This is a genomic window from Paenibacillus ehimensis NBRC 15659, from assembly GCF_004000785.1.
Lineage (GTDB): Bacteria > Bacillota > Bacilli > Paenibacillales > NBRC-103111 > Paenibacillus_G > Paenibacillus_G ehimensis.
This window is the reverse complement of sequence record NZ_BILX01000002.1, coordinates 156,570-169,976: the sequence shown is the minus strand read 5'-3', so window position 1 is coordinate 169,976 and position 13,407 is coordinate 156,570. Positions and strand designations below refer to the sequence as shown.

The following is a 13,407-nucleotide window of genomic DNA, read 5'->3' as shown; positions in this document are numbered from 1 at the left end:
TAATTCCACCCTAGTGAAAGGGCTTGATATTGCTCATATTTACGCCTATTATAAAGATATAAATTTCGCCGGTAGCGAAATCATAATGAAAATTTAGGAGGCTTGCATATGAATTCGATCGGCGAAGCCATTCGAAGCACGCGAAAAAAACAGAAATTAACGCTCAAGAAGGTAGCTCAAGCAGCCTCTGTATCCTTATCTTTTCTCAGTGAAATTGAACGCGATAAGGCGAATCCGTCCATCAGTGTTCTGAAGCGCATAGCGAATGCATTAAACGTGAATTTTACCGATTTGTTCGGCGAGGAGAAGCGAAGCATTGTCGTTAGAAAAAACGAGCGCAAACCTTTGGTGCATTCCGAGGGATCCCGTATTACCTGGTACGCGCTCAGTCAAGGAAGCAGCAACCGGATGGGACCGATATGGGGAGTGTTGGAAGAAGGAGCAGCCTACGGCGACATCGGGGTCGGCCATAGCGATGGCGAGGAATTTCTATTTGTGCACTCCGGGCGATTGGAGTTTGTGCTTGGAAATGAACGTTATACGCTCGAAGAAGGGGACAGCATCTATTATGATGCCAGAATCCCCCATAGTTATAGGAATATCTGGGAAGGCGAAACGCTGCTAATAGCAGTTGCTACTCCGCCTACTTTTTGACTAGGTCGCTTGGAGGATGCCTCGCACTGCGTGCAAGCGGATCGGCCGAACCGGGTAGCCGCATCCTTTCGCAGAATATGGGAAAGAATAAGAGAGGAGTAACCGTACCATAAGTGACGGCGAAATATGGGGTGTTGGCCTATAAAGCCAATTGTCCGGGGATATCTTGAATACCTAAGCGCTATATTAATTTTTCTGGAACAAACGTTGAAGAAATTCGTTTAATTAGAAACCAGTCTAATAGCAATATCGCGAAACCTGCTATAAACATAATCAAATTCTTTCATGGTAGTTTAATCTTATCTCCCAATGTTAGTTGCAAAATCACAATAGCAATTATCAATAGGTACCAGAAATAAGCATTTATAAGTGCATATATTACCTAAGTTTTTGCTTAAGCACCATAAATGTTAGGCATGTTAGGGTTCCAATATGAAATATCCACATATGTTCCCCTACCATTGTCTGCATAAATAATTTGACCCAACTTTACAAGCCCAATGCCAACTACAATATTTGCTGCCCATCCCGGAAGATTAAGTAGTTTTTGAAGAATAAAGCCATTGAATCTTAAACAGATATCAGATGGTCAAAAAAAGGTTGAGGATAGTATTAGCTTTTTAGGTGGTAACGTTTCTCTCACAAAATACAAAGGTAAGGGATTTGAAATTGACCTACCACGATTGTATAACTTAGTTAAAGAATTAGTATTTAAAAATAATAAGTAACAAAATAGGCAAACGTAAAGCCTGTTAAGATACTGATTCCAGCAACTTCTCTTGCAGCACAAGGGGATTCGGATAAGCTGCTTTTTTACGCCATTTCTTCTTCTAAGCTACAAATTTGGTCTGCGGTCGTCCTTGGCGAAAGGCTTCTTGCTTAAAGGGCTGGCCTTCCCGATAACGCTTTACTCATACTTCTACCTGTGTCTTATTTCGAATCCCAAGTTGTCTGGTCACCTCTCGGTTACCAGCCTAACTGCTTGCATTTTTTAACTCTAAAGGATAACTGTTATTCGTACGGCTTCGTTCTCCTATGAAAAAATCCCCTCCGGTCGATAACGTTTTAAGTCCATCTTTCCAGATGTCTTTTTACATTGTCTACCATGAGGGGATATTACCAATAATGGTGTTTTTCATTGTTCTTCCCTTTGTCATTCCTTCTGTTATTTTTGCTCCCAGGTTTTTCTCTATTTCGGAATATTTCATATCAGTTATCTGCTCTTTTATATTGCTCTAACTCAGCCTTTAATCTGGCGTTCTCTTCCAACAACTTTTGTACATCGGGTATATCCTTGCCGGAAACCCAGCCGCCCAAATCGTCTCTTCCTTTATACTCCTTCAATTTTTCATGAAGTACCCATCTAATGTGCCATTCTTCTGCAATATGAAATATGGCCACATCTTCCATTACGGATTGCTTAAACTCTTGGAACTTCTGATAGCCTGACACGCCGACAAAGTCGTATGGCTGTCGTCTTAATGCTTCATCGGTTAAAACAAGAGCGAATCTTGGCTTACCTAGTTCTCCGGCATAATCATATTCCCAATGCGGATAACTCTTCGATTCGTCGGGAAGCATGTTTCCATAGAGTCCTCCGAGAATGGTGATAAATACATCGGATTCATCGATCCATCTCTTAATTGTGTCCATTGGGCGTTCCAAAAAGAATGGGTCGATTCCAATTCCAGCAGGAATGTGACCAGCTTTAAGAATAGCTTCTACAGCGATTTGACGTTCTGCAACCAGATCGGCAAAAGTAGACGATATGTAGATTTGTAATTTTTTTCTTATAGGCCACCTTATGGAATGAAATTAATATAAATCATACCGTTGGCTACGTTTAGATGTCAATATTTGCCCAGATTTCAATGCTTCGGATATTGCAGCCGGGCCGCTTCTTTGCTGATCATCCCCTTTTTTGTATGATACAATCATGAGTTAATAGTCCTTTTTCTTAAAAATTCAAATTGGGATGATGATCCAATGAACATTTTGCTTGTGGAAGATGATAAAACTATTGCGTCGGGCCTCGAGTATTCTCTACAGCAAGACCAGTTTTCTACGGTTCTGTGCCATGACGTTGCATCTGCGAAAAAGGTGATAGCCGAGCAGTTGGATCAGTTCGCTTTATGTCTGTTCGATTTATCGCTGCCGGATGGAAGCGGGTATGAATTGTGTAAAATGGTGAAGGAGCGAAGCGATGTTCCCGTTATTTTCCTGACAGCCGTTGATGATGAAGTCAATGTCGTGATGGGGCTTGATATGGGAGCGGACGACTATATTACGAAGCCTTTTCGAATTCGCGAGCTGCTCTCACGGATAAAATCGGTTTTGCGAAGATATCAGAAGCAGCCGCAGGCAAGAGCCATCATCGCAGTAGATGCTATCCGGATCAATATGCTTGAAGGCAAGGTATATAAACATGGCGATGAAATCCCACTGACGGCTTTGGAGTACCGATTATTGCTGATTTTCGCGAACCATATCGGGCAGATCCTCTCCAGAAATCAGCTCTTAGAACAAATTTGGGATGTGGCTGGGGATTTCGTCAACGACAATACGCTAACCGTTTACATCAAAAGGCTGAGGGAAAAGCTAGAGGATGATCCGAAAGATCCAACGTTCATTAAAACCGTACGCGGTTTAGGATATAAGGTCGGTGAGTAGCATGCTGCGTAATCGCGAGATCCGCCTCGTACTCTTGTTGATGTGCACGATAAGTTTGGTTATGCTTGCCGCCGCGGCTTTTTTTTCGCTCGCTGCCGTGGTTCTCGTTCTAATGACTTCCATTTTACTCATTGGATGCAGCCACCTGTTTACGAGGTTGAGATATCAAGAGATTGAGAAATTGTCCGGCTATTTGCGGCAAATTAGCGGCGGCGACTATTCCCTTGACGTCCGGGATAATCGGGAAGGGGAATTCAGCATTCTGAAAAATACGATTTATAAAGTAACCGTCATGCTGTCGGAGCAGAGCGCCCTGTTGCACAAAGACAAAATCCATCTTACCGACGCGATTTCGGATATATCCCATCAGCTCAAAGCGCCTCTAACCTCCATGATGGTCATGGCGGACTTATTGGACGACGCCAAGCTGCCTGAAGCGAAAAGAACGGAATTTACGCGCAATATTCGCATTCAGCTCGAACGGCTGGATTGGCTTGTTTCTTCGTTATTGAAGCTTTCGAAGATCGACGCAGGCACCGTGCAGTTCAAGAAAGATCAGGTCAGGGTGACCAAGCTTATTGAAAAAGCGTTACAGCCCGTGCTCATTCCGATCGACATCAAAGAACAGACAGTTTCGGTAACGGGCGATGACAGCGTCTCATTTCTAGGCGATCTGAATTGGACAACCGAAGCGGTAATCAATATTTTAAAAAACGGGGTGGAGCATACGCAAGCAGGCGGAACCATCGCGATTTCCTTTTCGGAGAACCCGCTATTTACGGAGATCAGGATTGAAGATAATGGTAAAGGCATCCCCAAGGAAGAGATTTCTCATATTTTTAAACGTTTTTATAAAGGAAAGGGTGCCGGCGAGGGCAGCAGCGGCATCGGTCTCTCGCTGGCTCACAGCATTATAACGAAGCAGAATGGAGATATAGAGGTTCAGAGTGAACTCCATAAGGGAACCCAATTTCGGATTCGCTTCTACAAGCAAGTCGTCTAACCAGGGCTAAGTGACTAGACTGTCACTTTCATGTCACTGTAAAGTCACTTCGGGCAGATATACTAAATCCATCGACAAACGTATGGAGGGTTCAGCATGGAAATTCTGAGGATCGAACATCTGTCTAAAGTGTATGGAAAAGGCGACACGGCGGTAAAAGCGCTTGATGACGTATCCTTCTCGGTGGACAAAGGGGAGTTCGTCGCCATCATCGGTCCGTCCGGTTCGGGGAAGTCGACGCTTTTACATATGCTAGGCGGTGTAGATAGACCGACAAGCGGAAAAGTGTTTGTGGACCGTACGGACATGTACAGTCTGGATGAAACGCAGCTGGCGATTTTTAGACGGAGACAAATTGGCTTAATTTATCAGTTCTATAACCTTATTCCGATTTTAACGGTTGAAGAAAATATCCAGCTGCCGCTCTTGCTCGATCAGCATAAGGTGGATCGGAAGCAGTTTGAGGATATTGTGAAGACGTTAAATTTACAAAATCGCTTGAATCATTTGCCGAACCAGCTTTCCGGCGGCCAACAGCAGCGGGTCTCGATCGGAAGAGCGTTGATGAATCAGCCCGCTATCATCTTGGCAGACGAACCGACTGGTAATCTGGACAGTAAAAACGGCAGCGAAATCGTTGACTTATTGAAAATGTTCAACAAGAGCTTGCATCAGACGCTGATCATGATCACCCATGATGAACGAATTGCTTTGCAAGCCGACAGAATTATTTCCATTGAAGATGGAAAGATTGCCAAAGACGAGGTCATTCGGCCATGAACATTATCCATAAGCTAACACTTCGACATCTAATGAAAAATAAGAAGCAAACGCTGGTGACCGTGATCGGAGTTGTGATTTCCGTGGCCATGGTGACGGCGGTTATAACGCTTGGCTCCTCTTTCTTGGTGTTAATGCAAAAGCAAACGATTCAAGACTATGGAGAATGGCATGTCCTGTACAAAAACGTCAACAAAGATCAGCTCGAAGCGATCAAACAGGATGCGGCAACCAAACAATTAATCACTTCCAAGGAACGCGGCTTCGCTCTATTGCCAGGAAGCCAAAATATCAACAAGCCATATTTGTTCATTAAAGCGTTTAATACCCAAGGCTTTAACAACTTCCCTATTGCATTGAGTGAAGGGCGTCTGCCTCAACAAGCCAATGAGATCGTCCTTTCGGAAGCTATCGCCCCGAACGCCAAAGTCATCTACCGGATTGGCGATCGGTTAACCCTTGATGTCGGGCAGCGCTCGAATCCTGCCGATCCTGGTAATACGGATCTTAATCAAAATGAACCATTGAGATTCTTAAACGGGAAAAGCTCGGAAACCTTAATTCATACAACAACCGAAACGTATACCGTTGTAGGCTTTATTAAACGTCCTTCGTGGGAGCAGACGTGGGCGCCGGGGTATACGGCCCTTACCTATGTCGATGAGAACATGGTGGACACCAACGAAACCGTTGATGTGAGCGTGGTCCTCAAGAAAGTCGACGGCACTGTATTTGCTCATGCCAATGATTTGTCCACGAAAAACAACATCAGCTCGTTTAAAACAAATGAGTCTCTATTGCGTTATTATGGCGTCATGGGCGGCGGGTTAGGCAAAACCTATAGTTCGCTATTCGTCATTGTGGTGCTTGTTATTGTCATTGGCTCCGTTTCCTTAATCTACAATGCTTTTGCGATTTCCGTCTCGGAACGGTCACGTTATCTGGGGATGCTGTCGAGTGTTGGAGCAACGAGAAGGCAGAAGAGAAATTCGGTATTTTTTGAGGGAGCGGTGATTGGCGTCATTGGCATTCCCTTAGGCGTCATCTGCGGCATGATTGGAATCGGCATTACCTTTCGCTTCATTAACTCGATGCTCGAAGATGCGATCAGTGTTACCGAAAAATTAACGTTGGTCGTCACGCCTTCATCGCTCGCAATGACGTGTCTGATCTCGATCGTCACGATATTCATTTCAACGTATCTTCCAGCCCAAAAAGCATCTAAAATTTCTGCCATCGACGCGATTCGGCAAACCATGGATATTAAACTGACGGGGAAAACGGTGAAAACCTCGAAGTTGGTCCAACGGTTATTCGGCATTGAAGCGGAGTTCGGATTGAAAAATTTAAAAAGAAACAAACGCAGGTATCACGCTACGGTCTTTTCGCTTGTCATTAGTATCGTGCTGTTTCTATCCGTGTCCTTCTTCACTTCCAACCTGCAGAAATCGCTTGGTGTCTCCCAAAAAGGCTATAACTATGATATCGGGGTATACAAGAACGGTGAAGTGGCGACGCTCGATGAGCATTTGGTGAAATCGATTGTGTCGTTGGAGGGCGTTACGGAATACAGCCTGATAAAACAGTGGTTTGGCGTCTTCACTTGGGTTGCAGAGAAGTCCGTTCCCGAGGGGGCAAAACCCCCTCGGGCTCCTGATCAAGGTCGGTATAAATACGATATACGAGTAAATGCTTTAAGTGAAGACAAGCTGAAAGCCTATGCCCAAAAGGTCGGCACCGAGTACGCCAAGCTAACGAATCCCGCTCACCCAACCGGCATATTGATTGATGTCATGAAATATAAAGATGAAAAGAACAAAATTATCGAAACGAAAGCTATCCAGGGCCGAGTAGGGGAAATGCTTGATCTCGTCTCCACCGATTCTAATAAGGAATCGGTCAGCAAAGTGGAGCTTGCCGCGGTAACGGAACAATTCCCGATGGGACTTGTTCCAAGCAGCTTTGAAGTTCATCTTGTTGTATCCGAGCCCGTCTTCGACCAGTTAATGAAAAAAAGTAAGGATAAACCGTTTTCCTCACTTTACCTGAATAGTAAAGATCCTTTGAAAACACAGCAAGACATCGAAGAAATGAATCAAGAGCTGGAAGTCTCAAACATATTTCAAGTAAGACAGCACTCTGAACAAATAATCCTGTTATTGTCCGTATTTGTTTACGGTTTTGTGGCCTTAATTACGGCGCTTTCGATGGCGAATATTCTCAATACGATTACGACGAGCATTGCCCTTCGCAAACGGGAATTTGCGATGCTGAGATCGGTGGGGATGACGCCGAAAAGCTTTAATAAAATGATAAACTATGAAAGCATATTTTATGGAATCAAGGCCCTAACTTATGGGCTTCCGGTCAGCGCAGTGATTATGGTGTTGATCTACCGGGCCTTCAGCTACAGTTTTTCGTACGGTTTCATGGTGCCATGGACCAGTATTCTGTATGTGATTGCGGCCGTGTTTGTTATCGTGAGCTTGTCCATGTATTACGCCAGCATAAAAGTAAAAAAAGCAAACATTATTGATGCTTTGAAGCAGGAGAATCTATAGAATGCGCGGTTAGGACATATCCTAGCCGCCTGACGGCAGCGTCCAAGGATTGACATTATGCTGCACCGTCCTTATAATTTGGTTGGTTGACCAACCAAGAAAAGGGCGGGATCGGATGAGCACACAGGAGAAAAGACAACGATTAATCGATGCGGCTTACAAAGTGTTTGTAAAAAAAGGGTACCTCAACGCTTCGATCAAAGATATTGCAGGCGAGGCCGGGATGACATCGGGGCTAGTCCATTATTATTTTAAAGATAAAGAAGAACTGCTGCTTTCCGTACAGGAAGAGGTCCAACAGCGTTACCAAAAGCAATATGACGGGCAGCCGGATGATGCCGCAACCCCCGAAGCCGTGCTGCTCGAAATCAAATCCAGAGCGGAAGACAATCCCGACTGGTACCGCTGGCGGTATGAGCTGTATTCGTTGGGGATGAAAAGCGAGAGCGGTCATCTGGAACGGGAAGTCGCGTCGATTCTCAAGAGCGGGAGAGAGAGTCTTTCCGCGCCCCTGCAGCACCTGGTGGGCAATTCTGATAACGCCTCGGCGCTTGCAAGTATCCTGTTGGCCTGCTTCGACGGGCTGGCACTTCAGAAAATCGTCGACAACGAGTTTGATCTTGACCGGTCGTATCGATTGTTGACTGAGCTGCTTGAGCTTTATCTAAGCAAGTCCGAAGGGGAGAGCAGATGAAGAAAATCGTCATCGGTCTACTCCTCTTCCTGGTCTTTGCTCCTTCTCTTACTCTTGCTGCTGAAGACCGGGATACGGCACAGCAAATCGACGCATTTATGAAAGCAGCGCTGGCGAAATATCATATTCCGGGGGCTTCGCTGGCGGTCGTGCATCAAGGGCAGACCGTCTATCAAGAAAGCTGGGGGACCATGAGCGACGGATCGGCCGTCACGGAGGACACGTCCTTTCTGATCGGCTCGGTCAGCAAGCCTCTGACGGCTCTTGCCATGATGATGCTGGCGGAGGAAGGCAAGCTCAAGCTGGATGATCCGATCGAGACATACATCCCGTGGTTCACCTATCAAACGGACAGCGGCAAATCGATAACTGTGCGCCATCTTTTGGAACAAACGAGCGGGATCAGTGCTTATGACGGCATGAAGGTGACGGACCGGCAAGATCGTGATCAGGAAACGGGCATTGCTCGAGCCGCTGCGGAGCTGAGCGGAGTCAAGCTGAGCCATGCTCCGGGCGAAACCTATGAGTATAATTCGGCGAACTATTTGCTCTTGGGGGCGATTCTTGAGTCAGCGTCGGGCCAAACGTTCTCGGCATTTATGGGTACCCGGATTTTTTCTCCTCTCGGAATGAACCGGACGGCTGCCGATTACGAAAGCGCGGTCAGCAAAGGATTGATGCAGGGTTATCGTTCGTGGTTAGGCAAACCGGTGAAAGGCGAAGGACTGTATGATCCATCGGGATCGCCTTACGGTTATATGTCTTCAAGCTCAGCCGATTTGGCTAAATTCATCAAGTTCATGCTGTACGGCGGGGATTTAGTGACGGAACAGGGCCTGAAGCAATTGCGAACGCCGCCGGAACCTAACAGACGCTACGGCCTGGGCTGGCATTTCCCCAGATCGGGGGAGAAGTATCCTTACCATACGGGGGCAACGCCTGAATATCGATCGGAGCTGTTCATTATGCCCGAGCAGGAGCTGGGCGCCGTTCTTTTGATGAATAAATACCATGAGTTGGAAGCCGTTTCGTATTTGAGCATCATGGAGGGAATCCGGTCCATTATGAAGGGGCAGGAGCCCCATTTGGCGGAAATGAACATCAGCACGCAGCGGATGACGCTTGGGGTTGTTCTATTGCTTGCTGCGGTATCCGTACTCAGCTTAATCCGCCTGCAGCGCAAAACGGCTATAAATAAACCATTGTGGGTATGTGCGGGTACGCTATCTTTGATCATTGCCGCTGCACTTATTCCATTATTCACCTATAGTATGGGCATCTCGTGGAGAACTGTCGGCCTTTTCCTTCCGGACATCGCATTTCTTGTGCAATGTCTCATTGGGGTATTGGCCGTTTACGGTCTGTTAACCGTGATCTTCGTTGCAGCGAAACGAAAAGCACAAGTTAAATGAACTTGCCTCACAGTGTAGGGGGATTGAAACACCCGGTGCGGGCCCGCATGCTAGGTGTTTATGCCCTGTTCTCTTGATGTTCCGTATTCGTGCTTAATTTGGTAAATTCATCATCTATAAAATTCGTTAATTCGATGAATTTGATCTGGTCATCGATTTGCGCTAATACCGTCGAAGCTTCTTCCAACTGTTGGACAAGGTTATGATATACGTTAAGTTGAAGCTTGTTCTCTGTGACTTCAATATTGTCCAATTGTTTTTCTAAAGATAAGGGAATCAATGCTGCGGAATCGATGCTCTGACTCCAAACTTGCTGATAAGGCTGTTCATTAGCAAGAAATGAAGATGGACTATTACTATCAGCTTGACTATAAGATAAAGTCTGCACGGTGCTTTTAGCTTTCGCATCGACTTTAGGCGTTGCAGGCGGCACGGTGCTTTTAGCTTTCGCATCGACTTTAGGCGTTGCAGGCGGCACGATACTTTTCGCTTTGGCGTCGACTTTAGGCGTTGCAGGCGGCACGTTGCTTTTAGCCTTGGCATCGACTTTAGGCGTTGCAGGCAGCTCGGTGCTTTTAGCCTTGGCATCGAGCTTAGGCGTAGCAGTCTGCACGGTACTTTTCGCTTTGGCATCAAGCTTAGGCGTAACAGTCTGCACGTTGCTTTTAGCCTTGGCATCGAGCTTAGGCGTAGCAGTCTGCACGTTGCTTTTAGCCCTGACATCGGGCTTCGGCGTCACAGCCTGCCCGGTGTCTTTCGCCTTATCTTTCCACATATCGGGCACAACTTGAAGATGGCTTCTTTTTGTGTCCGGCTCATGCTTCGCGGGAGCAATACTGCCTTTCGTTTCTTCGAACGGGTAAAGCTCTTGAGCCGCTTCCATACTCGCTGCTTCTTTCAAGCGATGAGGATGCTCCCGACGACCGCGGTCCTCATTGTCGAACACTTCCTTGGTGAAGTTTCTCAAGAAAATAATGCCTATGACAACAGCAATCATTATAAAGACAAAAGCTGTAATTAGCATACCCATCATTTCCCCTTTTTCTTCAACGTTCTCCAAAAAAGAGGGTTACGTCGGAACGCAACCCGTATTCGTACAGAATGAGGTTTAGTGAGTTTGGTTCATACTCATGCTGGTTTGATTGAAGCTTTGTTGATTCATTTGATTCTGTTGATTTTGTTGATTTTGTTGATTCATTTGATTGGCTTGCTGCTGAGATTGTTGAATCAGCTGCTGCATTTGGCTTAGCATTTGGAACGATTGGACGGTTTGATTCGCTTGGTTCAACGTTTGGCTGGCTTGTTGAATGGATTGTTGAAGCTGTTGAATAGCTTGTTTTTGTTGGCTTTGCACTTGTTGGTTGAATTGGTTCATTTGGTTAACAAGCTGGCCAAGCTGCTGCTGGTTTTGATTGGAGCCCATCGTAGCGGTGCTTTGGGAAGGGTTTTGAACCTGAGTCAAAATCTTTTGGATCTGGTTCAGCTGGTTTTCCAGCGGGGTCAACTCACTGGCGACTTCGGCTTTTACCTTATCGGCGATTTGTTCTTGAGTTATGGCTTCTTTTTTAGTAGTCATGACAAATCAGGCCTCCTTAGGAATAGGTGTTGTTCAAAGAACACAAGACGTATTGTGCCTTGGTCCGGAACTGTCTATCCCCTAAGGAGGTTTGTTTATAATGGCAGCAAGGCGCGTTCACAAGGGGGGATCGCCTAACAAATTTCCTCAGGTCGTTTTAATCAAACTAATCATGATTACGCCAATCGCAACGGAAACAATGCCGGAAACAACTGACAACCACTCCAGCCGCTTCTTCGCTTCTTTAAAAATGAAGATGCTTCCTAATGTAGCGATAATGATACTCGCTTGAGAGATCGGAAAGCTCGTTGCCGTGCCGACCGTTCCATTTGCGATAAAAAAAGCAAGGTTTGCGACACTCCAGCAACTCCCCGTTACCACGTTCAAATACACTTTGGCGGGACGCGGCTTCGCTTTAGAGAATGCATTAATGAGCAACGAAGAGGAGAACATCCCCAAGGCCTGGGGCAAAATCACCTCATTGCCTGATATGTCAAACAGCTGATTGATTAACGCATAGCAGGTTAAAGCCAGAGCAGAGCAAATCAGGATAAAAAGAAGGTTAAGCGGTATTCCGTTGGAAGAACCGTGTTGTTTTTGCTGGTAGCTGGTTAAAATAAGGCCCAGCAAAATAAACAGCAGCGCCAGAGAGCCGACAATCATCTCGGTTCGGGTCTGCCATTCGTTAAACATCATGGCGGCGAACAGCGTTGTGCCTATCAGCTGTAATCCGCAAATGACGGGGATGGCTTTCGGAACGCCGATCTTTTGAAAAGCTTGGAACTGCAAATACTGTCCGATGGACCACAAAATACCCGAAATAAAGCTGATCAGGAATGGAAAAATGACCAATGAAGACGGATGTATTGCGTACCATACGGTTGCAAAAAATAAGGCCGCCAACGTCGTACCGGTTAATTGTTCTTTGGGAGAGGCTTTGGTCAGTTGGGCGATAATCGGCATAATTCCCCAGCCCAAAGCCGGGACAAAAACGATGAAAAAACTCATGGCTCACACACTCTTTTTACCAGATTTGGGTTCAACCTCAATATGAGATTTTGCTATCAAATAAATAAAAGATACCAAATCTAAAAGAGTGAAAACATAGGAATTGTATAGAACAATATAGCAAAATTATAGATCATTGGATTCCGGCGGGAGCCGGGAGCTTTCTCGATACGCTTTCGGGGACATGCCGGTCACCGTTTTGAACGCTCTGGAGAAAGTCAATGGATCGGCATACCCGACCGAGTTGGAGATGATATGGATTGGATAGCTGGTTTGCTGCAGCAATTCGCAAGCCTTTTTCATACGCAATTGAATCAAGTATTCTTTGGGGGTAACCCCGATGTCTTGTTTAAAAATCGTCGACAGGTAGTTCGGGTGCAAGCCTAGAAAATCGGCAATCGCATGAATTTGAACGTTGGTGTTGCTGTAGTTTTTGTCCAAATAGTTCATCGCCTGCAAAGCGTAGGAAAGACTCCCTCGATGGACCGCGGATATAGTTTTACCGGCGCTTACCAGCATGGCGAGAATATGGTACAAATAGCCTTGGATGAATAAAGAAGAGGACAAGCTGGCCCCGGAGATGTCAAGCATGGTTTGGATGAGCATATAAAAATCGTTCGCATTCTCGACGTTAATCACGTACGCCCCGCCATTCACCACCGCAATATGCTGCAAGTAATATTCCGATTGAATCCCCATAAAGCCCACCCAGCAATATTCCCACGGATCCTGGGCATCCGCTTGGTAAAAAGCGATTTTATTGGCGGGAATTAAGAAGGCTTGGTTCTCCTTGATAGGGTAAGTTTCGTTGTCAATGGATAGCTTTCCGCGGCCTTTGACGACAAAATGAATTAAATGAAAATCCCGCGCTATGGGTCCAAAAGAATAATTGGGGTCGCAGTTTTCCGTTCCGCAGTTATACAAAATAAGATCGCTTACGTTTTTATGGCTGGAGCTTGTTTGCGTATCGACATATTGGTTCATTTTCTGCATCATGTTCACTTCCTTATCCGAGGATGACCTAAACATAGAATGAAGATTTGTCTAAA

The 13,407-nt window shown here is 45.8% G+C and carries 12 protein-coding genes; 7 read left to right on the top strand and 5 right to left on the bottom strand.

What is annotated here, in order from left to right; translation table 11 throughout:
* Window positions 1-108: 108 nt before the first annotated feature.
* A complete protein-coding gene (locus tag PEH01S_RS01960) occupies window positions 109-654 on the top strand; it encodes a helix-turn-helix domain-containing protein (RefSeq protein WP_025846766.1) in 546 nt (181 codons plus the stop codon).
* Between the two features lie 1,209 nt (window positions 655-1,863).
* On the opposite strand, the gene PEH01S_RS01955 is transcribed toward PEH01S_RS01960, so the two are convergent.
* Window positions 1,864-2,448, bottom strand: a complete 585-nt coding sequence (locus PEH01S_RS01955; RefSeq protein WP_127483751.1) for a DUF4062 domain-containing protein — start codon at window positions 2,446-2,448, stop codon at window positions 1,864-1,866.
* A 192-nt stretch (window positions 2,449-2,640) separates the two neighbouring features.
* Between PEH01S_RS01955 and PEH01S_RS01950 the strand changes: the two genes are divergently transcribed.
* The 6 genes from PEH01S_RS01950 to PEH01S_RS01925 all read left to right on the top strand — a co-directional run bounded on the left by PEH01S_RS01950 (window position 2,641) and on the right by PEH01S_RS01925 (window position 9,774).
* Window positions 2,641-3,324: a response regulator transcription factor gene (locus PEH01S_RS01950; RefSeq protein WP_127483750.1), complete on the top strand. Its 684-nt coding sequence runs from the start codon at window positions 2,641-2,643 to the stop codon at window positions 3,322-3,324.
* Window position 3,325: 1 nt separating this feature from the next.
* Window positions 3,326-4,327: a sensor histidine kinase gene (locus PEH01S_RS01945; protein WP_127483813.1), complete on the top strand. Its 1,002-nt coding sequence runs from the start codon at window positions 3,326-3,328 to the stop codon at window positions 4,325-4,327.
* A gap of 96 nt (window positions 4,328-4,423) precedes the next feature.
* Window positions 4,424-5,107, top strand: a complete 684-nt coding sequence (locus PEH01S_RS01940) for an ABC transporter ATP-binding protein (protein ID WP_025846761.1) — start codon at window positions 4,424-4,426, stop codon at window positions 5,105-5,107.
* A complete protein-coding gene (locus PEH01S_RS01935) occupies window positions 5,104-7,668 on the top strand; it encodes an ABC transporter permease (RefSeq protein ID WP_127483749.1) in 2,565 nt (854 codons plus the stop codon). Before PEH01S_RS01940 ends, PEH01S_RS01935 begins: the two co-directional genes overlap by 4 nt.
* Window positions 7,669-7,783: 115 nt before the next feature.
* Window positions 7,784-8,362 carry a TetR/AcrR family transcriptional regulator gene (locus tag PEH01S_RS01930; protein ID WP_127483748.1) on the top strand — a complete coding sequence of 193 codons (579 nt, stop codon included), beginning with the start codon at window positions 7,784-7,786 and terminating at the stop codon, window positions 8,360-8,362.
* Window positions 8,359-9,774: a serine hydrolase domain-containing protein gene (locus PEH01S_RS01925; RefSeq protein WP_127483747.1), complete on the top strand. Its 1,416-nt coding sequence runs from the start codon at window positions 8,359-8,361 to the stop codon at window positions 9,772-9,774. The genes PEH01S_RS01930 and PEH01S_RS01925 overlap by 4 nt, the downstream gene beginning before the upstream one ends.
* A 58-nt stretch (window positions 9,775-9,832) precedes the next feature.
* Here PEH01S_RS01925 and PEH01S_RS01920 read toward each other — a convergent pair whose 3' ends face one another.
* From PEH01S_RS01920 to PEH01S_RS01905, 4 genes are all read right to left on the bottom strand, one after another.
* Window positions 9,833-10,798, bottom strand: coding sequence for a hypothetical protein (locus tag PEH01S_RS01920; protein ID WP_127483746.1), 966 nt, complete (start codon window positions 10,796-10,798; stop codon window positions 9,833-9,835).
* An 84-nt stretch (window positions 10,799-10,882) separates the two neighbouring features.
* The gene (locus tag PEH01S_RS01915) at window positions 10,883-11,350 is read right to left on the bottom strand and encodes a hypothetical protein (RefSeq protein WP_025846755.1); all 468 of its coding nucleotides are present in this window, start codon (window positions 11,348-11,350) and stop codon (window positions 10,883-10,885) included.
* Window positions 11,351-11,497: 147 nt separating this feature from the next.
* Window positions 11,498-12,358 (bottom strand): GRP family sugar transporter, encoded by an 861-nt coding sequence (locus PEH01S_RS01910; RefSeq protein WP_127483745.1) that lies wholly within the window; start codon window positions 12,356-12,358, stop codon window positions 11,498-11,500.
* 126 nt (window positions 12,359-12,484) lie between these two features.
* The gene (locus PEH01S_RS01905; RefSeq protein WP_127483744.1) at window positions 12,485-13,354 is read right to left on the bottom strand and encodes an AraC family transcriptional regulator; all 870 of its coding nucleotides are present in this window, start codon (window positions 13,352-13,354) and stop codon (window positions 12,485-12,487) included.
* Between the last annotated feature and the right edge of the window lie 53 nt (window positions 13,355-13,407).

Coding starts and splice junctions, on each gene's coding strand:
- PEH01S_RS01910 (WP_127483745.1), bottom strand. CDS start 12,358: ATGAGTTTTTTCATCGTTTTTGTCCCGGCTTTGGGCTGGGGAATTATG.
- PEH01S_RS01960 (WP_025846766.1), top strand. CDS start 109: ATGAATTCGATCGGCGAAGCCATTCGAAGCACGCGAAAAAAACAGAAA.
- PEH01S_RS01940 (WP_025846761.1), top strand. CDS start 4,424: ATGGAAATTCTGAGGATCGAACATCTGTCTAAAGTGTATGGAAAAGGC.
- PEH01S_RS01920 (WP_127483746.1), bottom strand. CDS start 10,798: ATGCTAATTACAGCTTTTGTCTTTATAATGATTGCTGTTGTCATAGGC.
- PEH01S_RS01925 (WP_127483747.1), top strand. CDS start 8,359: ATGAAGAAAATCGTCATCGGTCTACTCCTCTTCCTGGTCTTTGCTCCT.
- PEH01S_RS01950 (WP_127483750.1), top strand. CDS start 2,641: ATGAACATTTTGCTTGTGGAAGATGATAAAACTATTGCGTCGGGCCTC.
- PEH01S_RS01945 (WP_127483813.1), top strand. CDS start 3,326: ATGCTGCGTAATCGCGAGATCCGCCTCGTACTCTTGTTGATGTGCACG.
- PEH01S_RS01905 (WP_127483744.1), bottom strand. CDS start 13,354: ATGATGCAGAAAATGAACCAATATGTCGATACGCAAACAAGCTCCAGC.
- PEH01S_RS01915 (WP_025846755.1), bottom strand. CDS start 11,350: ATGACTACTAAAAAAGAAGCCATAACTCAAGAACAAATCGCCGATAAG.
- PEH01S_RS01930 (WP_127483748.1), top strand. CDS start 7,784: ATGAGCACACAGGAGAAAAGACAACGATTAATCGATGCGGCTTACAAA.
- PEH01S_RS01935 (WP_127483749.1), top strand. CDS start 5,104: ATGAACATTATCCATAAGCTAACACTTCGACATCTAATGAAAAATAAG.